This window comes from Alteromonas sp. BZK5 (assembly GCF_014349115.1).
In the GTDB taxonomy this organism is placed as follows: Bacteria; Pseudomonadota; Gammaproteobacteria; order Enterobacterales; family Alteromonadaceae; genus Alteromonas; species Alteromonas macleodii.
Genome location: NZ_JACSOE010000006.1, coordinates 12508 through 33019, shown reverse-complemented (window position 1 = coordinate 33019; position 20512 = coordinate 12508). Strand labels below are relative to the sequence as shown.

The following is a 20512-nucleotide window of genomic DNA, read 5'->3' as shown; positions in this document are numbered from 1 at the left end:
GTACTACCAGAAAGCTAAATGAATATTCATCTAGCTGGCTAGCTGCTGACCTTCCTTGTAAAGCTTAAGCGCAGTGGCTGTGTCGTGCTTGCGTTCGCTAATTGCAGATAGCAGCAATAAGTCTTCTTTGCGCGACTTCATTTTAGTGGCTTTAAGCAGCGCTTTTTCCGCCAACACATCATCGCCTGAGTTAAATGCAACTTGACCTAGCGTGGAGTATAGCGACACGTTTTCTTCGTCTTGCTTTATCCAGCTTTCAAGCAGTCGTAGTGATGGCGATGCATCAGGAATATTAAGCTGCGTGAACAGCGGAAACAGGGCGCTATTCGGGCCACGCTTTTGCCATTCAACTAGCAAATTCTGTGCGTCGGCATGCATACCTTGGTCAAGTAACTGTTGAATGTAGGCCGCGCGGTAAGCATCGTCGTGACGAAGCTTACGAGGTAGGGTTTCCCAATACGATTTAAGCTCGACAGCGCCTTGTTTGCTGGCAATTTCGGCAAACTTACCTTTGGCGATGCGCTGGCTCCATGCGGTGTAATCCGCTTTGGGCAATGCTTTACGCCAGCCTGACAAATTCTCCTGAAGTACTTGCCACTTACCTAACTTGGCAAGAATTTGCGCTTTCAACTGCACAACCTGCTTGTTCTCGCGCTCTTGCTCGTCAAGCTCGTTAAGTTTCTCTAATGCCGCATCGTATTTTTCTTCAGCCATATCAATACGTGCGTGCATGACCGTTGCGGATACTTTTGCTTTTGGAAAATCAGTTGCCTGAACAAGGAAATAACGGGCTTTGGCTAAATCGTTATTGGCAAAAGCAATTTGCGCTGACGCCAAATAGTTAACGCCTTCGAAATCGCCGTTGGTGGTTTTGCTTAGCGCCTTTTGAGCCGTATCAAAATCACCTGCAGCCATTGCGTGTAAGCCGTCGTAAAACGCACGCTTACGTTTGCGCTCACCCAAAGTGCCGAACCATTTATGTGAACCTGTGATCAAGCTTAACGCCCACAATACCAATCGAGATAGTACGTACCAGGCAATGATGGCACCTATCAGTAAGATGCCAAAGCTGATTATATTCATCTCAACGGCAGTATTACCTAAAGAGAACAGTACGTAGCCTTGGTCACCTAACAACATTGGGCCAACAATTAGTGCAGCAACAAATGCGGCTAATACCGCAAGGGCAATAGCTAACCATTTCATAGTGCACTTGCTCCTTGTCCGAACACTTGCTTAACGCGGCTATCCAGTAGACGCTCTAACGGTTTTTGTGACGCTAGCTCTGTAGGTATTGGGCGCGATACATCGGTAGCAATGAGGTTTTGTAGTGCATCTACAAAACCCGTTACCTGGATTTTTTCTGTGTCGAACTTTTCAATAATTAACGTTTGAGCGTATTGAAGCGACTGGCTGTAAAGCCCTGCATCGCCCTGAAGCGCGGCAGTTTGCGCGTGCATAAGCTGCAGACGAAGCTGCTCTTTTGCTAAAAACTGCGCTTCCAGTGAAAGCACTGGTTCAACCGGGCCTTCAATGGTTTTTATGGTAAGAAAATCGTTCACCAGTGAACGCCACACCTTCGCAAGGTTCTCCTGCCAGTCGTCAGCTGACTCCGATAAGGTCGTGTCTTCTGCATTGGCGTCTTCTGGTTTTTCGAAGGTATCAAGTGGCAGTTTGTCAATTTGAGCAATCATACCCGTAAGCGCGAGAGCGACGGAACTTTGTGATACAGGGTTAAGCTGTTGTAAGGTTTGAATATCTTCAGCAAGGTTTGCGCGAACCGGAAGTACCGATGGGTCGGCCAACGACTTTAAGCGTTTATCTGCGTTAACTAGCAGCAAAATTGCTGTACGTACGTCGTTTTCTAACCAAAGCTTTCTGCCTGCCATGCGAACTAAGTAATCAGCTTCAGCAATGAGCCAGTCTGCCGGGCGGCGACCTTCCATATTATTTAGTTGTTCAAGCGTCGATTCAGCTTGCAGCGTCAGCTTTTCGTTTTGCGCTTTTAACTCGGCTACCGTGCGTTCTAACGTCTGGTTGGTACGAGCTACTTTGTCGATAGAGGCAACAAGACCAGCGCGCTCACGCTCAATAGTGTTTAGCTGAGAGGTCGTCGTTTGAAGTGCAGATTCAGAGTCCTTGCTTGCCGACTGTTGCTGCATGTAATACCAGTAACCAGCGCCAGCCATACCAAGCACAATAAGGAAAAGGATGATTACAACAAACCACAATAGACCATTTCCCGACGATTTCTTTTTAGCAGCACCCGATGGTGTTGATTCACTGTGCGTGGCAGAAGATTCGATAACGTCTTTTTCAGCTTCCACTTTCACGAGTTCCTCTTTTTGTGGGCTACTTTCATTGTTGTTGGCCATTCAATACTCCCAGTTATCCTTTACCCAGGCGATGAGTGCCTGATCGGTGGCTCGCTGACAAACCGCTACCTCTTTAATGCCTTGGCTAGTGAGGGTTTTGGCAATTCGGTCACTCACTGTTAACCATTTAATAGATTTAAGTGCTTGGCCAAATTGCGCAATTAGTTGCAGTGCCATTGCTTCGCTTGTAGCGATAATGCCGCTAACTTCGCCCATTTTCCACCGTTTTGTGTAAATTGGGCTTGTAAGTTGCTCTCTTTTATAAACGCAAAAGCTATTCACTAAAATACCTTTTTCGTCTAATCCAGTGGCTATGGCGTCGCGCCCACCTTCACCCTTAATGATAACGACATGCTGACAGTTTGCCTCATTAAGTTGGTGCATTGCCAGTATACCTTCGGATGTATGGGCTTCGGGAATAGCAACCTGCGCCGATGAAAACGCCTGAAGTCCCGCTTGTAATTTTCGTGCAGTGGCATCGCCCACAGCTATGATCAATGGTAATTCGTTAGCCGTTTCGCGTAAGCCTTCAATAACGGTGTCTACAGCATATACGCTGGTAACAACAATTGCGTTTACTGCATTTGACGCTAAAAATTCTGCAGCAGCTTTTCTTTCAGACGAAATATCAATGATGTTAGACGTGGCAACGCCTACCGCGTCAATTCCGGCTTTTTCAAAGGCAGAAGCGCTTGCTTTTAACTTTGGCAGTGGGCGTGTAAACAGCAACATACTATCGAATTTTCATCCTTTTATTTTACTGCGTAAACCTGCACGCATTCGACAAACTATAACTTAGTTATAAAGCGCCTTTAAGATTTCACCGGCACCTTGCTCAAGAAGGGATTCCGCAACTTCAACACCAATATCTGCGGCTTTTTCTCGCGACGCTGTAGCAGAAGCAAAGAGCAGTTCTGAACCATCTGGCTTACCAACCATACCGGTTAGTGTCAGCACATCTCCATCAAGCGTGGCAAAGCTACCAATAGGTACTTGGCAGCCGCCTTCCAATCTCTCGTTCATGGCGCGTTCCGCAGTAACGCGTGTATTGGTGTCCGTATGGTTCAGCGCCTGTAGCAACTTAATTAGCTCTTCATCGTCGTTACGGCACTCAATACCTACGGCACCTTGTCCAACGGCGGGTAGTGAAATATCAGCGGGTAACGGCATGCGAATACGAGATTCCATTTCAAGGCGAATAAGGCCAGCAGAAGCTAAGATAATGGCGTCGTACTCACCTGCGTCTAGCTTCGCGAGACGAGTATTCACGTTTCCGCGCAGGTCCTTGATGATAAGGTCAGGGCGATACTTGCGAATTTGGCACTGTCTGCGAAGGCTAGACGTACCTACTACTGCGCCTTGGGGTAGGGCATCTAAACTGTCGTGGTTATTTGAAACAAAGGCGTCGAACGGGTTTTCTCGCTCACAAATAGCGTGAAGGCCAAAACCTTCAGGAAATTCGACCGGTACGTCTTTCATAGAGTGCACGGCTATATCGGCACGGCCTTCAAGCATGGCAATTTCAAGCTCTTTTATGAAAAGTCCTTTACCACCAATTTTCGCCAGAGGTGTATCTAAAATTTTGTCGCCCTGCGTGCTCATAGGCACAAGCTCAACGGTCATTGACGGATAATGCTCCAACAATTTTGCCTTCACATACTCTGCTTGCCAAAGCGCTAAAGCACTTTTTCTAGTAGCAATTCGAACGGTGCGGGTAGTGTTGAGGTGACTCATGGCTATTCCAAACTATATAAAAAGAAACTAAAACGATGTATCACATAACGTCATACGATATACCCCGTAGTATACGCATTTTCTGTATTAATGTTTGAAATTAGGCGCAGTTTTCTCCTTGGTTATTATTAGACATTCAGTCTATGCTGAAAGGAATAATGGTCAATTAGTTTTAAATGCGGAGATAAGTCTTTTTATGGACAGTTCGTCGTTGCGTCAATTACTTAGAAGTGCTCAGCAAGATGAAGCGGAAGCAAAACGAAGGCGCTTAACGCTATATTTCATATCTTATGTTGGTGGCACCATTATGGCGTTTATGGCGTGGATCAACATGGGTACAAACAACCCATTGCTCGTTGGAACGCTGGCGGGGTCAGCCGCTTTTGTGTACGCCAATGTGGCGTTATCCCATATGTTTCCTCGCGTCGATGTCTTCTATTATCTAGCAGGTTTAGTGGTAGCATTTACCATAAACGGCTTGGTTTATACCGGCGGGCTCAATAACACTGGGCTTTATTTTATTTTTCCCCTGCTTTTTATTCAGATAGTTGTTGTGCGTTTCAAGCCCGCCATGGTTTACGTAGCAGTAACCATGGGTATCGCTATTTTTATGCTCTACAATCAAGAAAAAATAGTGGCTGAGTACCCAGCAGAGCATGTTTCCCGCTTCCTAATCGCTACGTTCTGTTTCATTTGCGTCGCCTTTATAGGTGAAAATTTCTGGCATCAAAGCAGAAAAGAAATGCTGCGTGAAAATCTAGAGCGCATGCGTCAGGCTAATACCGATCCGCTTACAAAACTTCCTAACCGGCGATTCCTTGAAGCTGTTTTTTTTGAACGCGCAATGCAAGATCCCGGTGCTCATTTCCCTTTAAGTGCGGTGGTGGTAGATATTGACCATTTCAAAACAATCAACGATACCTATGGCCACGATATTGGTGACGAAGTGCTTATACATATCACTCGCCTAATGAAAGAAGCAGTAAGAACTACTGACGTGGTGGCAAGAACCGGTGGTGAAGAGTTTTTGGTCTTATTCCCTCATGCGACGTTGAGCCAAGCGGTAAAATTAGCAGAAAAAATGAGGAAGGTGGTTGAAGCTAACCCGTTTGTAGAAGGTGATGTTAATCACTCGATAACCGCAAGCTTTGGTGTAGCCACAGCGCTTACTGATACAAACTTGCACGCTTGTTTGAAGCAGGCCGATGACAACCTTTACAAAGCTAAAAATGCGGGGCGCAACAGAGTCGTCGAATAGTTTTGGAATAAACGTGAAATAAAGAAAAGACGGAAGGCGCAACTTTGCAATCGATAGACGTGTACCCACTTACACTAAGAAGAAAGCTGGCTTTTGTTGCTTCACCAGCTTTCTCTTTTGTTCAAATACTAGGGCCTGTTGAGCTTTATTATATGAACGTAATTTGCAGCAAGGGCCAACAGGCTCTTAAGGCATTACCCTAGAACTTTTTGAAGCCAAGCACTTATGTCGTTAAGCTCTTGCATACAAACATTGTGCTGCATGGTGTAAGTCTGCCACGTGGCATTAAAGCCACTTTCGCTCAGCGTTTTGAACGCAGCATTGCCCATAAATACCGGCACCACTTCGTCTTGCTCACCATGTGCCATCATAATTGGCGTTTCGCGGTTTGTGTCTTTTGATTCGCTTCCAAGAAGTGATGGCTCGCACATATAAGTAGATAGAGCGATAACACCTGCAAATTTATTGGCATATCTAGGTGCTAAGTGCAGAGCAATAACACCGCCTTGAGAAAATCCTGCAAGTACAATACGTTCGCTAGGAATGCCACTTTCAATTTGTGCTTCGATAAGCGCTTCTACCTGAGCAGCCGACTCTTTTACACCCTCTAAGTCCGCACGGCTTTCAAAATCTAACGATTTGATATCGTACCAAGCGCGCATTCTCATGCCGCCATTGATAGTCACAGGGCGTTCTGGAGCGTGAGGAAAGAGAAATTTAACCGCCATTGATTCGGGCAGTTTTAGCTCGGGCACAATAGGCGCAAAACCATGGCCTGAATCGCCAAGACCGTGAAGCCAGATAACGCAGGCATCAGGCGTAGTGGATGGGTTTATCTCTACGCACGGCAGAAGTTGCTGAGTCATGCTTTATTTCCTAGTTTTGGGGTCAGAGTACATTTAGGGCCAGAAAAAGTACTCTGACCCCATTAATTTTTGCTGTGGTAACCCATCGGCATAAGCTTGATAGAGTGAACCAAGTTTTCACTATGCAATGAAAGGTACGGCACAACCGCTTAATATGCTATCATTGCCACTTGAAATCACCACATTTTGGAAGAATTTTAATACCCTATGGCTTCACTACTCGGCAACTTATTCATTCTTGCAGCTCCTTCTGGAGCAGGAAAATCAAGCCTTATAAAGGCGCTAATGGAAAAGTATGAAAGCAATACAGCTACGCCAATGCAGGTGTCTGTATCTCATACAACACGTCAACCTCGTCCGGGTGAAGTCGACGGCGTGCATTACCATTTTGTGAGCCGAGAGCAGTTTGAAGCGCTGATTGAACAGGGTGTGTTTTTTGAATACGCAGAAGTATTTGGCAATTATTACGGCACATCCCGCGTGACAATTGAACAAACTTTGCACCGTGGCATTGACGTATTTTTAGATATCGATTGGCAGGGCGCGCGCCAAGTCAAAAAGCTTATGCCAGACACATGCGGTATTTTCATTCTTCCGCCTTCACTCGACGTGCTAGAGCAGCGTTTAAATAATCGCGGTCAAGACAGTGAAGAAGTCATTGCAGGGCGTATGGCGCAAGCCGTAGCTGAAATGTCTCATTTCAATGAATTCGATAGCGTAATTATCAACGACGACTTTGCGACTGCGTTAAATGATTTGGAAGCCATCGTGACAGCACAGCGACTTCGCACAGGAAAACAACAAATGCGCCATCAAGTGCTATTGGACGAACTGCTCGGTAGCGCGTAAGCTTAACTTAACAATACGTGTTTTGTTTTAGCATCGAACGATCGCTGCATAAATTGCATGATCTGACTGCTTCAAATTCAAACAAAACGCTAGGATCGCGCCACGTATCTGTGTATACTACGCGGCCGTTTTTTGAATAACTTGCTCAACCTAATTTTCGGAGAAATACATGGCTCGCGTAACTGTAGAAGATGCCGTAGATAAAATTGGTAACCGCTTTGACCTAGTGCTTGTTGCTGCACGCCGTGCACGTCAAATTGCCACTGAAGGCAAAGATCCTATGGTTGACGTTCAAAACGATAAGCCAACTGTTACAGCACTTCGTGAAATTGAAGAAGGTTTAGTAACGGCTGCTACGCTTGAACAAGCAGAACTTCAAGCTCAAGAGCAGCAAGAACATGCTGAATTTGCATCAGTAGCAAACATCCTATCTGATCAATAAAACCTCTTTTTAACGGTTTTATCGGTATTTTAGCGCCAGTGCTTTGAAAAAAGCACTGGCGCTTTACTTTTGGCGTATTGGCTTCTTGCACAATTAAACGTATTCTTAGGGTTGTAACGTTAGATAAGGGTCACGCTTCACTGTGTATTTGTTTGAAGGTTTAAAGCAGAAAGTTTTAGAGTACTTACCAGCCGACCGCGTTCAGTTGGTACAAGAATCTTTTGTGCTTGCGCAAGAAGCGCATGACGGACAAATGCGTTCAAGCGGCGATCCGTACATTACTCACCCAGTTGCAGTTGCCGGTATTTTGGCTGACATGCACCTTGATCACGAAACGATCATGGCAGCACTCCTTCACGACGTTATTGAAGATACCCATTACAGCAAAGAAGACTTAGCCGAAGCTTTTGGCGATACCGTTGCTGAACTGGTAGAAGGGGTAAGTAAGCTAGATAAACTCGCGTTTAGCACTAAACAGGAAGCGCAGGCGGAGAACTTCCGTAAAATGATGATGGCCATGGTGCAAGACATCAGGGTTATTCTTATCAAGCTTGCTGATCGCACGCACAACATGCGCACACTCGGGTCATTACGACCGGACAAGCGCCGCCGCATTGCGCTAGAAACGCTAGAAATCTATGCGCCAATTGCCCACCGCTTGGGTATTCACGATATTAAAAATGAGCTTGAAGATTTAGGCTTTCAGGCCATGTATCCAATGCGCCATCGCGCACTAAAGTCTGCTGTGCGCCAGGCCCGCGGTAATCGTAAAGAGATTATCGAAAACATTCGCGAAGAGCTGAACACTCGTTTAGACGCCTACCAAATTGAGTCGAATGTATTGGGTCGCGAAAAACACTTGTATTCCATTTACCGCAAAATGAAAAACAAAGAACTTATGTTCAATGAGGTAATGGATATTTATGCGTTTCGCATCGTTGTTCAATCGGTAGATAACTGTTATCGCGCCCTTGGTGCTATGCATGGGCTGTACAAGCCTATTGAAAACCGTTTTAAAGATTATATCGCTATCCCTCGAACCAACGGCTATCAGTCGTTGCATACGTCATTAATTGGCCCGCACGGCATTCCTGTGGAAATTCAAATTCGAACCCAGGAAATGGACCAAATGGCAGACAAAGGAGTGGCGGCGCACTGGCTTTACAAAGAGCCTGGCGATAATGGCACCACTGCACAGCTTCGAGCGCGCAAGTGGATGCAAAGCCTGCTTGAGCTTCAGCAATCGGCCAGCTCATCCTTTGAATTCATCGAATCGGTAAAAACCGACCTGTTCCCTGATGAAATTTACGTATTTACACCAGACGGACGTATTATCGAGTTGCCAATGGGCGCAACCGCCGTTGACTTCGCTTATGCCGTGCATTCCGATGTGGGTAATACCTGCGTAGGTGTGCGCGTAGAGCGCAGAAACTTTAGCTTAAGCAAGCCGCTTGAAAACGGTCAAACCGTGGAAATTATTACCTCGCCGAAAGCGAAGCCAAATGCGAACTGGCTAAACTTTGTGGTGAGCGCTCGCGCGCGAACGCGTATTCGTCAGTATCTGCGTAAACAGCATTCTCAAGAAGCGGTGAACATGGGTAACCGTCTACTTCGTCATGCGTTAGGCAGCGTTAAACTAGACGATATTCCAAACGAAGATATCGAACGTGTGGTGGCCGAAACTAAGCATGCTAATTTTGACGATTTGCTAGTAGATATCGGGCTTGGTAACGAGCTAAGCGCAATTGTAGCGCGCCGTTTATTGGGTGAAAGCACAACAGATTTATCAGATAAGAAAGGTAATGTGGCTATTCGCGGCACAGAAGGCCTGCTTGTTCACTATTCTCGTTGTTGCCATCCTATTCCAGACGATGAAATTGTTGCGGTTTTAAGCCCAGGTCGCGGCATGACTATTCACCAAATTGGGTGTAACAATATTCGCAAGCTAACGCGAGAAGAACCTCAGCGCGTGCTGCCCATGCAGTGGGACGACAACCCGCAAGGCGAATTTAAAGCGTCACTGCGTATAGAGTTGTTTAACCATCAGGGCACACTGGCAACATTAACGAACACCATTTCAGGGTGCGATTCCAATATCATTGGTCTGCAAACTGAAGAAAAAGAGAGTAATATCTACTTTATTGACCTTGAACTTACCACGCACAACCGTGTTCACCTGGCCCGCGTAATGAAGAAAATTCGCACCATGCCGGAAGTTCAAAGAGTGTCTCGTCATAGTCAATCACGACACTAATTACTACACTATTTAGGAACTACTATGTCTAAGTCTATTATTCAGACCGATAAGGCACCTGCTGCTATTGGTACTTACAGCCAAGCGGTTAAAGCAGGTACTACCGTTTATCTTTCAGGCCAAATTCCTCTTGTTGCTGAAACTATGGAAATGGTTTCTGACGACTTTGAAGCGCAAGCTGTACAAGTTTTTGAGAACATTAAAGCGGTGTGCGACGCGGCAGGCGGCACCACAAACGATTTAGTGAAAGTGAACATCTTCCTTATAGACCTAGGTCACTTTGCAACGGTTAATGAAATCATGAGCCGTTACTTCACCAAGCCTTACCCAGCACGCGCAGCCGTTCAGGTGTCTGCATTGCCTAAAGGTGCACAAATTGAAATTGATGGTGTAATGGAACTGCCGGAGTAAGCCATGTCACCTGAGCGTTACCAGCGCATAAGACAAGTGCTGGAAAGAAGGCAAACTGATCTTACGGTTTGCCTTGAAAATGTACACAAGCCGCATAACGTATCTGCAGTAGTGAGAACCTGTGATGCAGTGGGTATTCATCGCGTTCACACCGTGTGGGAAAAGAAATATCAGTTTCGTCGCGGCACCGCTATGGGCAGCCAACAATGGGTGCGTCAAACCAATCACGATAATATCAACGACGCGATGGCTGAACTAAAAGGCCAAGGCATGCAGGTGTTGGTAACCCACTTATCTGATACCGCTGTCGATTTTCGTGACATTGACTACACCAAGCCTACGGCTATTTTGTTTGGTCAGGAAAAGTATGGTGCTTCTGATGAGGCGAAAGCCGTTGCCGACCACGACATTGTTATTCCTATGATGGGCATGGTGCAGTCATTGAACGTATCGGTAGCCGCAGCGTTAGTACTTTACGAAGCCCAGCGCCAACGTACAATTGCAGGTATGTATAACACCCAGCAGTTATCAGAAGAAGAGTGCCAAGCATTGGCCTTTCAAAATGGTTACCCGCGTTTGTATAAACTTTGCCAACGCAAAGGTTTGCCTTTGCCTGCTATTAACGCCATTGGTGAAGTGGATGCCGACGATAGCTGGTGGAAAGAAATGCAGATCACAAAAGCAGAAGCAAACGCGCTAGAGGCCGACTAGGGCCTAACCTATTGGTTGCACTTTTAGTTTTGCTCTTACTTGTATAAGGGCCAGCGTAAAAAACTGGCCTAAAGCGTACTCGCCAACCTCTCAACAATCCTTTACACTTCTTTTCCTATAACACGTTGAATAACACCAGCTTGTGCCAATTCAAAGGTTAAATAGTTAATGTTCCAAAAGAAGGATATCGCTTGATGCAAGCACTGGCCACTACACCCATTACTGCGCTTAAAGGCGTAGGCGCAAAGGTGGCAGAAAAGCTTAACAAAATAGGTTTGTTTACCCTTCAAGATATTCTGTTTCATCTCCCTCACCGCTACGAAGACAGAACCCGTATTTATAGCGTGGCAGAGTGCCGCCCGTTTACCCATGTAAGCGTGCAGGGCGAGGTAATGAGCGCCGATATTCAGTACGGAAAGAAGCGCATGTTAGTGGTTAAGCTTAGCGACGGTACGGGTACCATAACCTTACGCTTTTTCCACTTTGGTGCAGTGCAGCGGTCTATTATGACGCCGGGAAACACGGTGCGGTGTTTCGGAGAAGTGCGTACTGGAAAGTGGGGCATTGAAATGATGCATCCCGAATTTAAATTAGTGGATGAAGACGCGCCACCATCAGAAGAATCACTAACGCCAGTTTACCCCACCACAGACGGTGTTAAGCAGTTAACCCTTCGCAATTTAACTGATCAGGCCTTAAAACTACTAGATAAAGGCGCGCTGGCCGACCTACTGCCCGACGGTATTTACGATGACCAAATTAGCCTTAATGAGGCGCTTCATTTGGTGCATCGCCCGCCACCAGATGTAGACGTACACGAAATGGAAGAGGGGCTGCACCCTGCTCAGTATCGGTTAATTCTGGAAGAGTTATTGTCACACCACCTAAGTGTGTTGAAAGTACGCAAGCTATCTGACGCCCAGCCCGGTATCCCTATTAAGGTGAATCAGCCGCTTATCGATAAAATGCTCGCTCAACTGCCATTCTCACCAACGGGGGCGCAGGCTCGGGTAGTGGAAGATATTCAAAAAGATATGCAGCACGCGCGGCCTATGATGCGCCTTGTACAAGGCGATGTAGGGTCGGGCAAAACCTTAGTTGCGGCACTGGCCGCGCTATCAGCCATTGGTGCAGGGCATCAGGTAGCGTTAATGGCACCTACTGAGCTGTTGGCTGAACAGCATGCCAATAACTTTCGTGGCTGGCTAGAACCTTTAGGTATTGAAGTAGGTTGGCTTGCCGGAAAGCTGAAAGGCAAAGCCCGCAATGAAGTATTAGCCCGCTTAGAAGCTGGCGATATTCAAATGTTGGTGGGTACTCACGCCATCTTCCAGGAAAGCGTAAATTACCAGCAGCTAGCGCTGGTTATTGTAGATGAACAACACCGCTTTGGTGTGCATCAACGTTTGGCCCTGCGAGATAAAGGCGAGCAGCAAGGTCGCTACCCTCATCAGCTAATTATGACGGCGACGCCTATTCCAAGAACGTTGGCCATGACAGCCTATGCCGATTTAGACACCTCGGTTATTGATGAGTTGCCACCGGGCAGAACACCGGTGCAAACCGTGGTATTACCCGATACACGCCGCGCCGATGTGATAGAGCGCGTACGTCAGGCTTGTAAAGAAAACGGCCGCCAAGCCTACTGGGTGTGTACGCTAATTGATGAGTCGGAAGTGTTGGAGTGTCAGGCAGCAGAAGACGCTGCGGTTACCCTTCGTACTGCGCTGCCAGACTTACACGTTGGTTTGGTACACGGGCGTTTAAAGCCTGCAGAAAAAGCGCAGGTTATGGCCGACTTTAAAGACGGAAAGCTGGATTTATTGGTAGCGACTACCGTTATTGAAGTAGGCGTAGACGTACCTAATGCCAGCATCATGATCATTGAAAACCCTGAACGATTGGGTTTAGCGCAGCTTCACCAGCTTAGAGGCCGAGTGGGGCGTGGTGCGGTAGAAAGTCAGTGTGTACTTATGTACCAGAGCCCACTATCGAAAACCGCTACTCAGCGCCTTGGCGTATTGCGCGAATCTAACGACGGGTTTTATATTGCCCAGCGCGATTTGGAAATTCGTGGCCCGGGTGAATTTATGGGTACTAAGCAAACGGGAATGGCCGAGCTTAAAATAGCAGACCTAGTACGCGACGCCGCTCTTATCCCTAAGGTTCAGGAAATTGCCTATACCCTTTGGGACAAATACCCCTCTCACGCTCAAGCCATCATTAATAGATGGATAGGGCATAAGGAACAGTACGGTCATGCTTAATCATGTGCCTTTAATTATTTGTGATGACGCCAATAGGGATGACGCTGCATTAATTAGTGCAATCAGCGAAAAGTGGGGTTTTCCTGTTGTTAGCAGCAGTGAAAAGCCTAGCGAAGGCTTGTATTTGCAGGTACAAAACGGCGTGCTAGGGCTTGCCGACGCAGGTGAGAAAAAGGTGAATCCGGTAGAGGTTGATTTTGCTTCGCCGGCAAGTTTGTATCGCAAGCAGCACGGCGGTGGGCGCAAAGAGCCCATTGTTAAGGCCATTGGTCTTAAAGGCAATGAAGCATGGCACGTAGTGGATGCAACGCCTGGGCTAGGTCGTGATGCCTTTGTTTTGGTAAGCGTTGGCTGCAAGGTCACAATGATTGAACGCTCGCCCGTGGTTGCCGCCTTGCTTGAAGATGGTATTCGCAGATTAGCGCTTAGTTTTCCGGAACTTGCAGCTAAAATGTCGCTTCAACATGGAAATAGTGCTGAGGTAATGCAATACTTCACTGGTGAGAATGTGAACGCTATTTACTTAGACCCCATGTTCCCACACAAAAAGAAGTCAGCCTTGGTGAAAAAGGAAATGCGGCTGTTTCAGCAACTGCTTGGTCATGACCCAGACGCAGATGCGCTGTTACCGCCAGCACTAGAGCTAGCCACGCACCGGGTAGTGGTGAAACGCCCAAACAGTGCAGACGTGCTGGCAGGAATAAAAGCATCAATGGCTATTGAAAGCAAAAAACACAGATTTGATGTGTATTTGTGTCAAAAAAATCTAGGAGAGTAGCATGATACAAGTTGGGGGCACTTTGCCTGAAGTAGATTTTAGCCTTTTAGAAAACGGCGAAATAACCAACCCAGGAACGAACGAACTGTTTTCGGATAAACGCGTTGTATTGTTTGCGGTACCCGGTGCATTTACACCGACCTGTTCTCAAGCCCACTTACCGGGCTATGTAGCGCTTGCTGATAAGCTTAAAGCCAAAGGTATTGATAGTATTATTTGCTTAAGCGTGAACGATGCATTTGTTATGGATGCATGGGGCAAAGCAAGCAATGCTGAAGAGATCATAATGCTGGCAGACGGCAATGGTTTCTTTACCAAGCAAATTGGCTTAGACATGAACACGGGCAATTTCGGCGGCTTGCGTTCGTTACGTTATTCAATGCTTGTGGAAGATGGCGAAGTGAAAAAGCTAAACGTTGAAGACCCAGGTCGTTTCGACGTTAGCGATGCGCAAACCATGCTAGATAGCCTGTAACACCGAAATTACTGCGTTAATAATATCAAGAGCCCGCAACTAAGGTTGCGGGCTTTTTTCGTTCAGATGTTTGTGAATATTCGTTAATACCAGTCCGCATAGATAATTACCAGCGCCTTCTGAGTGGGCAACTATCTATGCGAATTGGTATTCTTTACTTATGTGTATGCTGGTCGGGATTTTCATTAAAATGTAATCTATGTATGATCTGGCGCTCTGTAAATAGCGTTGAATATCAGTACGTTCAGTGAAGGTTAATGAACTAACATGCAGTATTCTGTGTCGAAAGTGCAGAAAAAATAAGGGCTAACACACTACGTTACTTAGCATGTGGGCTCGTTCAGTTACCTTTACTTGATTAATGATAATAAGTATCATTTGCGTGAAAAGACAAACGTTTTAGGAATAATTATGACAACAACACTGAAAAAAATGAGTGCTTTGGTACTGGCTTCTGCGGTCACTTTCTCGATGCTATCTTCTCAGGCGCTTGCTAACGGTGCCATTGGCGATCACGTGAACAATCTTCACGCGCACATCGGCGAATATACGGAAGAGGTACATTGGTTAGAAAGCAAGTTTGGCAGTGTTGTTGATGCGTATGAAGCAAAAGATAAATCGCTTAAGACCGATGCACTGATTGAGTATTGGGAAGAGGTGGATTTTCACTCTGCTATTGAAACCCAGTATGTGCCTATTTACGCCTCTATTTGGCAAGGTATTTATGGTGTGAAAGTCGCCATTGATGAAGGCAAGCCTGTTGCAGACGTGCGCGTAGAGCAAGAGAAGCTAAATCATGCCTTGTGGCAGGCGTTAGGCGCAGTTAAACTTGCGTCCCAGTATCAAAAGAAAGGCTTAGTGAACAAGGTTCAAACCACCGAAAAAGAACCTACCACGGGCCCTGAAGTTATCGACGATATTAAAACACGTCTTGATCGTGTTGTTGCTAAGTACGCGGAACAGCTTCACGAAGTAGCAACTACACTCGTTCACGATACTTACCTTCAACGATTTGAAGGTGTGGAAGGTGATTTGATTGCGAAAAATGCAGCTTTGGTTGAAGACTTGGAGAAAGACTTTAACGTAACGCTTCCACAAGCTATCTCAAAAGACACTGGCGTTGATTCAGTTCGTAAGGTCGTAGAGTCTATGCAGGCCAAACTTGACCGCGCTCGCGCACTTTTGGTTGAAGTAGAACAAAGTCGTAAAGACGTATTTTAAGGAAGGTGTATGCAACGTAGAACATTCTTACAAGGCTTAGCAGCGGCCGGTGCATTATCTGGTTTGCCGTTTAGTTTTGCTCACGCTATGACACAAACAGGCAGTGCGTCAGTTGAGTCACTGCCTAAATTAGAAGGTGATCTCACACTTTATTTAGGGCGTGGTGAAGGCGGCTTGTACGAGAATGTTTTAAAGGCCATCGAAAAGCGCAACCCAAAGCTTAATCTTAAAATAAGACGCGGCGGCTCTGCGGCATTGGCCAACACCATCGTAGCTGAGACTAAGGCAGGCGTTAAACGCGCCGACCTTTTCTGGGCCGTAGACACGGGCTCGATTGGCATGGTAACTGATGCTGGCGCGGCTAAGCCGTTGCCAGACGACCTTACTGCGCAGCTGCGTGAAGATTTTCAGTATCCGAGCTGGTCACCGGTAACAGGTCGTGTGCGTACACTGCCTTATAACACTGAGCGTGTTAAACCGGAGCAAATCCCTGAAAGCGTGATGGCATTAGCCGACAGCGATTTAAAAATTGGCTGGGCACCAGCCTACTCATCGTTTCAGTCTTTTGTCACGGCAATGCGCATTTTAGAGGGCGATAAAGCCACTAAATCATGGCTTAAAGGCATTAATAAGCACTCGAAAAAGTACGCAGGTGAACTTGGTGTAGTGATGGGCGTTGAACGTGGTGAAGTCGATATTGGCTTTGCGAATCACTACTATACCCTTCGCCTTAAATCAGGTAAGCCGAATGCAAACGTAGCGCTTGCGTACAGTAAAAGCGACGCAGGTTGCCTAGTAAATGCGTCTGGTATTGTGGCATTGAGCGACGGTGACTTGCCGGTTAACTTTATTCGTTACCTGCTTTCACACGAAGTTCAGTCTTATCTTGCTCGCGAAGCCTACGAAATCCCTCTGGTTCAAGGGGTTGAACAGCCGCAAGGCTTAGCTGATCTAAGCACGCTGTCACCGCCTGAAATGGACCTTCGTAAACTGGCTGACTTACGCCCTACACTTAATCTTATGAGGGAAGTTGGCGTACTGTGACAAATTGGCCAAAGTCGTATCCACTGGCATTTCTTATCGCGCTGATGGCTTTATTGCCCGTCGGCGTTTTGTTTTCTTTAGCTCAAGATAGTGCGCAACTTTTCGATACCCATAACCTAAGGGTACTAGCGAACACGGTGTCATTGATGGTACTTACCATTATTGGCTCTGTACTTATCGGAGTGCCGCTTGCCTTTTTAACCGCTTATGTGCAGATGCCATTTAAGCGGTTTTGGCTTATTTTACTTGCCGCGCCATTAGCACTACCAAGCTACATTGGCGCATTTGCGATGTACTTTTCATTTGGCACAGGTGGCGAAATTGAAAACGTACTGGGAATTAGCACTCCACCTATCAGCGGCCTTTGGGGCTCTGCGCTGGTCATGAGCCTTTATACTTATCCATTCGTCATGATGACAACCCGTTCAAGCTTACTGAGTTTGGATGCAAGCTTGGTTAACGCGGCGCGCACGCTAGGGTTAACCTTAGGCGCAAGCTTATGGCGAGTGGTTTTACCGCGTGTTGTGAATAGCGTTGCCGCAGGGGCACTCCTTGCTGCACTTTATGCACTATCCGATTTTGGCACGCCTGCAATAATGGGCTTTGACACTTTCACCCGTGTTATTTTTGTTGAGTATAACGCCTTCGGTCTTAGTCAAGCCGCCATGCTGAGCCTTCAGCTAATGGTTATTGTTGGGCTTATTCTATTTATAGAAAGTCGTATTAGTGGCGCTCAAGAGCGCCCAGGTAAGCATTTATCGTTGTTTCCTGCTCGCTGGCAGCGAAACCTAATGTTGCTGGCTACTATGCCGGTGGTATTTATGGCTATTGTGCTTCCCCTTGCTATTTTTACGCTGTGGTTAGTGCGAGAAGGCGCCGGCGGTTTTGAATTTAGCTATGCGTGGAACTCAGCTCATGCGTCATTTATTGCAGCGATTGTTGCTGTATTGCTAGCCATTCCGGTGGCTCACGCCGCTATTGCCGGAAAAGCTGGACGTTTTATGGAGCGCATTACTTATTTTGGCTTTGGGGTTCCGGGTATCGTAATGGGGACAGCCCTTGTTTATGTTGGCCTGCAGTTGCCCGCGCTCTATCAAACGTTAAGTCTGCTTGTGATGGCTTATGTACTGCGCTTTATCCCACTTGCTGTGGGAAGTGTAAGAAGTACGGCTGAGAATATTGATTCAGGTCTGGTAAAAGCTGCTCGCGTGCTGGGTGCTAGCCCGCGTGAGGCATTTATGCGAATTACGCTGCCGTTAACCCTTCGTGGTATGATTGCGGGTGCAGCGCTTGTGTTCTTAGAAGCCATGCGCGAACTACCTGCAACGCTTATGTTAGGACCTACAGGATTTGAAACCTTAGCTACCTATATGTGGCGAGTTTACGAAGCGGGTTACTTTGGCCGCGCAGCCGTGCCAGGGCTTTTACTTGTTTTATTATCAGGTGTGGGGTTAATTCTCATGCTGTCGGGCGAAAGAAAAGCCCAGTTTACCGTTACCGAGGATGATCGTTCGTAATGCTTAGTGTAAATAATTTGTCTGTGAATTATGGGTCTACCCGCGTTGTCGACAAGTTAAATCTTGAGCTTGGACAAGACGAAATCCTGATGCTGGTGGGGCCAACCGGCTGCGGTAAAACCACCATTTTGCAAGCGTTGGCTGGGCTTATTCCTATTTCAGAAGGTGCTATGAGCCTAGGTAAATGGGAGAGTACAGCAAACAAACATGTTCCGCCTGAAAAGCGTAACGTGGGTATGGTGTTTCAAGACTTTGCGTTGTTTCCTCATCTTACCGTTCAGCAGAACGTTTGCTTTCGTTTAAAAGACACTAAGCTTGCCGATCATTGGCTTCAATTATTAGGCTTAGATAATTTTCGCGACGCCAAACCAGCTCGCCTTTCGGGCGGTCAGAAGCAGCGTGTTGCGCTAGCAAGAACGCTAGCTCACGAGCCTTCCTTTGTATTGCTAGACGAACCCCTTTCAAACCTTGATGCTGCGCTAAAAGACAGCTTGCGCTGGGAAATTCGCGATGCCTTAAAAAAAGCAGGCGTACCTGCTATTTGGGTAACGCACGATCAAGAAGAGGCGCTAAGCGTTGGCGATAGAGTGGGTATACTTAATAAAGGTGTGCTTGAGCAATTAGACACACCTGAAGCCTGTTACTCTTCTCCTGCCAGCCGTTTTGTGGCGCGTTTTATGGGCGAGGCGAGCTTCTTAAGTGCGACGTTCGATAGCAGCGCAGCAAATACAGACAAAACAGTGGTTACCGATATTGGTAATGTGCCGGGCACACCGCTTCAAGGTGCAAGCGGCAACGTAGACTTGTTGGTACGCCCTGACGATTTAAGCTTAGATGCTACACTTAGTGAAACTAACTGTACGGTTGAATGGGTACGCTACGAAGGCGAAAGTCGGCTTTACGCGGTTGTCTTAGATTGCGGCGACGAGCTTAAAGTACGAGTAAGCCACGAAAATGCTATAAAGCCCGGTACTCGCGCCTTCGTACAGCTAATAACCACACATCCATTGGCCGTTTTTCCTAGAGGTTAATTGTGATCAAGCGCGATGTAATTGTTATTGGTGCAGGAGCTGCAGGGCTTTTTTGTGCGGCGCAGGCCGGCGCGCGTGGACGCAGCGTAGAAGTGCTTGATCACGCCAAAAAAGTGGGCCGAAAAATCCTGATGTCCGGCGGTGGCCGCTGTAACTTCACTAACATGTATGCAGGCCCTGAAAACTTTCTTTCGCAAAACCCTCACTTTTGTAAGTCGGCACTAAGTCGCTATACCCAATGGGACTTTATTGGCTTGGTTGCCGAGTATGGCGTTGCCTACCATGAAAAAACCTTGGGCCAACTGTTTTGTGATGATAGCGCCAAAGAGATCGTTGATTTACTGCTTAATGAGTGCAACAAAGCGGATGTGACGATTACTACTCGTTGCGACATTCTAAGTGTAGAGAAGACTGAAAGTGGGTACTCACTTACAACCTCGAATGGTGAGTATGAATGTGAATCCCTTGTAATTGCTACCGGCGGTTTAAGCATGCCCAAACTGGGTGCCACGCCATTTGGCTATAAAGTAGCGCAGCAATTTGGTCTTAACGTTTTGCCTACTCGTGCAGCACTTGTTCCCTTTACCTTACACGATAAAGATAAAGACACACTGGCAGAGCTTAGCGGTATTGCAGTTGATGTATATGCCAGCTGCAACGACACTACGTTTAAAGAAGCGATGTTGTTTACCCACCGAGGGTTAAGCGGCCCTGCCATGCTCCAAATTTCCAGCTATTGGGAAGCGGGTGACAGCTTAAGTATCAACATGCTACCTAATGATGATGCTACTGCGGTTCTACAGACTGCACGCACAGAGACGCCAGACGCATTGCTTGCCACCTGTTTAAATAAAGTATTTCCAAAGCGTATGGTACAGAGCCTTATTGAGTATCATAGTTGGCGCAACGTGCCGGTGAAACAGCTGACTCACGGCGAGTGCGACGCCATTGCTGACACCCTAAAGAATTGGCAAATAAAGCCAAACGGCACAGAAGGATATCGCACCGCCGAGGTTACTATAGGCGGTGTAGATACCAATGACCTATCATCAAAAACAATGATGGCGAAAAATGTCGAAGGCCTGTACTTCATTGGCGAAGTGGTTGACGTTACTGGTTGGCTAGGTGGCTTTAACTTCCAGTGGGCGTGGAGCAGTGGTTGGGCAGCAGGGCAGGTGGTTTAGAATGAACCGGCTTAACTAAAACGAAGACAAAGTAGCCTTATAGACCTCTGAATAAAACCCATTCGATTTCTATAAATATCAAATTAAAACGAAGA

The 20512-nt window shown here is 46.8% G+C and carries 19 protein-coding genes; 14 read left to right on the top strand and 5 right to left on the bottom strand.

All coding sequences use genetic code 11. The features are described 5' to 3' along the window. Positions 1-30 precede the first annotated feature (30 nt). The 4 genes from BIZ39_RS03110 to hemC all read right to left on the bottom strand — a co-directional run bounded on the left by BIZ39_RS03110 (position 31) and on the right by hemC (position 4109). A complete protein-coding gene (locus tag BIZ39_RS03110; protein ID WP_187446319.1) occupies positions 31-1206 on the bottom strand; it encodes a heme biosynthesis HemY N-terminal domain-containing protein in 1176 nt (391 codons plus the stop codon). Continuing rightward, on the bottom strand, positions 1203-2375 hold the full coding sequence (locus BIZ39_RS03105) for a uroporphyrinogen-III C-methyltransferase (RefSeq protein ID WP_187446318.1): 1173 nt from the start codon (positions 2373-2375) through the stop codon (positions 1203-1205). Before BIZ39_RS03105 ends, BIZ39_RS03110 begins: the two co-directional genes overlap by 4 nt. Next, positions 2376-3107: a uroporphyrinogen-III synthase gene (locus BIZ39_RS03100; protein ID WP_014947800.1), complete on the bottom strand. Its 732-nt coding sequence runs from the start codon at positions 3105-3107 to the stop codon at positions 2376-2378. A gap of 63 nt (positions 3108-3170) precedes the next feature. Next, complete coding sequence (hemC, locus tag BIZ39_RS03095) at positions 3171-4109, bottom strand: hydroxymethylbilane synthase (protein ID WP_014947801.1); 939 nt, start codon at positions 4107-4109, stop codon at positions 3171-3173. A gap of 196 nt (positions 4110-4305) precedes the next feature. Between hemC and BIZ39_RS03090 the strand changes: the two genes are divergently transcribed. Then, entirely contained in the window at positions 4306-5367 is a 1062-nt protein-coding gene (locus BIZ39_RS03090) for a GGDEF domain-containing protein (protein ID WP_049587575.1), read from the top strand. A 194-nt stretch (positions 5368-5561) separates the two neighbouring features. On the opposite strand, the gene BIZ39_RS03085 is transcribed toward BIZ39_RS03090, so the two are convergent. Continuing rightward, complete coding sequence (locus BIZ39_RS03085; RefSeq protein WP_061093917.1) at positions 5562-6233, bottom strand: alpha/beta hydrolase; 672 nt, start codon at positions 6231-6233, stop codon at positions 5562-5564. 207 nt (positions 6234-6440) lie between these two features. On the opposite strand from BIZ39_RS03085, the gene gmk reads away from it, so the two are divergent. The 13 genes from gmk to BIZ39_RS03020 all read left to right on the top strand — a co-directional run bounded on the left by gmk (position 6441) and on the right by BIZ39_RS03020 (position 20417). Continuing rightward, positions 6441-7082 (top strand): guanylate kinase, encoded by a 642-nt coding sequence (gene gmk, locus BIZ39_RS03080; protein WP_014947804.1) that lies wholly within the window; start codon positions 6441-6443, stop codon positions 7080-7082. A gap of 169 nt (positions 7083-7251) precedes the next feature. Then, entirely contained in the window at positions 7252-7524 is a 273-nt protein-coding gene (gene rpoZ / locus BIZ39_RS03075; protein WP_014947805.1) for a DNA-directed RNA polymerase subunit omega, read from the top strand. A gap of 142 nt (positions 7525-7666) precedes the next feature. After that, on the top strand, positions 7667-9778 hold the full coding sequence (gene spoT / locus BIZ39_RS03070; RefSeq protein ID WP_039226917.1) for a bifunctional GTP diphosphokinase/guanosine-3',5'-bis pyrophosphate 3'-pyrophosphohydrolase: 2112 nt from the start codon (positions 7667-7669) through the stop codon (positions 9776-9778). Between the two features lie 24 nt (positions 9779-9802). Then, on the top strand, positions 9803-10189 hold the full coding sequence (locus BIZ39_RS03065; RefSeq protein ID WP_014975316.1) for a RidA family protein: 387 nt from the start codon (positions 9803-9805) through the stop codon (positions 10187-10189). 3 nt (positions 10190-10192) lie between these two features. Then, on the top strand, positions 10193-10900 hold the full coding sequence (trmH, locus tag BIZ39_RS03060; protein ID WP_039226916.1) for a tRNA (guanosine(18)-2'-O)-methyltransferase TrmH: 708 nt from the start codon (positions 10193-10195) through the stop codon (positions 10898-10900). A 194-nt stretch (positions 10901-11094) separates the two neighbouring features. Further along, positions 11095-13167, top strand: a complete 2073-nt coding sequence (recG, locus tag BIZ39_RS03055) for an ATP-dependent DNA helicase RecG (RefSeq protein ID WP_014975318.1) — start codon at positions 11095-11097, stop codon at positions 13165-13167. Further along, complete coding sequence (locus BIZ39_RS03050; protein WP_075177646.1) at positions 13160-13945, top strand: class I SAM-dependent methyltransferase; 786 nt, start codon at positions 13160-13162, stop codon at positions 13943-13945. The genes recG and BIZ39_RS03050 overlap by 8 nt, the downstream gene beginning before the upstream one ends. 1 nt (position 13946) lies before the next feature. Beyond that, complete coding sequence (locus BIZ39_RS03045; RefSeq protein ID WP_187446317.1) at positions 13947-14420, top strand: peroxiredoxin; 474 nt, start codon at positions 13947-13949, stop codon at positions 14418-14420. Between the two features lie 411 nt (positions 14421-14831). Beyond that, positions 14832-15641: a hypothetical protein gene (locus tag BIZ39_RS03040; RefSeq protein WP_014947811.1), complete on the top strand. Its 810-nt coding sequence runs from the start codon at positions 14832-14834 to the stop codon at positions 15639-15641. Between the two features lie 9 nt (positions 15642-15650). Then, on the top strand, positions 15651-16685 hold the full coding sequence (locus tag BIZ39_RS03035) for an extracellular solute-binding protein (RefSeq protein ID WP_061093923.1): 1035 nt from the start codon (positions 15651-15653) through the stop codon (positions 16683-16685). Continuing rightward, positions 16682-18202, top strand: coding sequence for an ABC transporter permease (locus tag BIZ39_RS03030; protein ID WP_187446316.1), 1521 nt, complete (start codon positions 16682-16684; stop codon positions 18200-18202). The genes BIZ39_RS03035 and BIZ39_RS03030 overlap by 4 nt, the downstream gene beginning before the upstream one ends. Further along, positions 18202-19233 (top strand): ABC transporter ATP-binding protein, encoded by a 1032-nt coding sequence (locus BIZ39_RS03025; RefSeq protein ID WP_156085723.1) that lies wholly within the window; start codon positions 18202-18204, stop codon positions 19231-19233. Before BIZ39_RS03030 ends, BIZ39_RS03025 begins: the two co-directional genes overlap by 1 nt. 2 nt (positions 19234-19235) lie before the next feature. Then, entirely contained in the window at positions 19236-20417 is a 1182-nt protein-coding gene (locus tag BIZ39_RS03020; RefSeq protein WP_187446315.1) for an NAD(P)/FAD-dependent oxidoreductase, read from the top strand. Positions 20418-20512 lie beyond the last annotated feature (95 nt).

Bases quoted from the DNA above. Each gene is read 5' to 3' on its own strand.
- BIZ39_RS03090 (WP_049587575.1), top strand. From the start codon at position 4,306: ATGGACAGTTCGTCGTTGCGTCAATTACTTAGAAGTGCTCAGCAAGAT.
- BIZ39_RS03050 (WP_075177646.1), top strand. From the start codon at position 13,160: ATGCTTAATCATGTGCCTTTAATTATTTGTGATGACGCCAATAGGGAT.
- hemC (WP_014947801.1), bottom strand. From the start codon at position 4,109: ATGAGTCACCTCAACACTACCCGCACCGTTCGAATTGCTACTAGAAAA.
- BIZ39_RS03085 (WP_061093917.1), bottom strand. From the start codon at position 6,233: ATGACTCAGCAACTTCTGCCGTGCGTAGAGATAAACCCATCCACTACG.
- BIZ39_RS03045 (WP_187446317.1), top strand. From the start codon at position 13,947: ATGATACAAGTTGGGGGCACTTTGCCTGAAGTAGATTTTAGCCTTTTA.
- BIZ39_RS03025 (WP_156085723.1), top strand. From the start codon at position 18,202: ATGCTTAGTGTAAATAATTTGTCTGTGAATTATGGGTCTACCCGCGTT.
- BIZ39_RS03105 (WP_187446318.1), bottom strand. From the start codon at position 2,375: ATGGCCAACAACAATGAAAGTAGCCCACAAAAAGAGGAACTCGTGAAA.
- BIZ39_RS03100 (WP_014947800.1), bottom strand. From the start codon at position 3,107: ATGTTGCTGTTTACACGCCCACTGCCAAAGTTAAAAGCAAGCGCTTCT.
- rpoZ (WP_014947805.1), top strand. From the start codon at position 7,252: ATGGCTCGCGTAACTGTAGAAGATGCCGTAGATAAAATTGGTAACCGC.
- BIZ39_RS03110 (WP_187446319.1), bottom strand. From the start codon at position 1,206: ATGAAATGGTTAGCTATTGCCCTTGCGGTATTAGCCGCATTTGTTGCT.
- trmH (WP_039226916.1), top strand. From the start codon at position 10,193: ATGTCACCTGAGCGTTACCAGCGCATAAGACAAGTGCTGGAAAGAAGG.
- BIZ39_RS03035 (WP_061093923.1), top strand. From the start codon at position 15,651: ATGCAACGTAGAACATTCTTACAAGGCTTAGCAGCGGCCGGTGCATTA.
- BIZ39_RS03065 (WP_014975316.1), top strand. From the start codon at position 9,803: ATGTCTAAGTCTATTATTCAGACCGATAAGGCACCTGCTGCTATTGGT.
- BIZ39_RS03040 (WP_014947811.1), top strand. From the start codon at position 14,832: ATGACAACAACACTGAAAAAAATGAGTGCTTTGGTACTGGCTTCTGCG.
- gmk (WP_014947804.1), top strand. From the start codon at position 6,441: ATGGCTTCACTACTCGGCAACTTATTCATTCTTGCAGCTCCTTCTGGA.
- recG (WP_014975318.1), top strand. From the start codon at position 11,095: ATGCAAGCACTGGCCACTACACCCATTACTGCGCTTAAAGGCGTAGGC.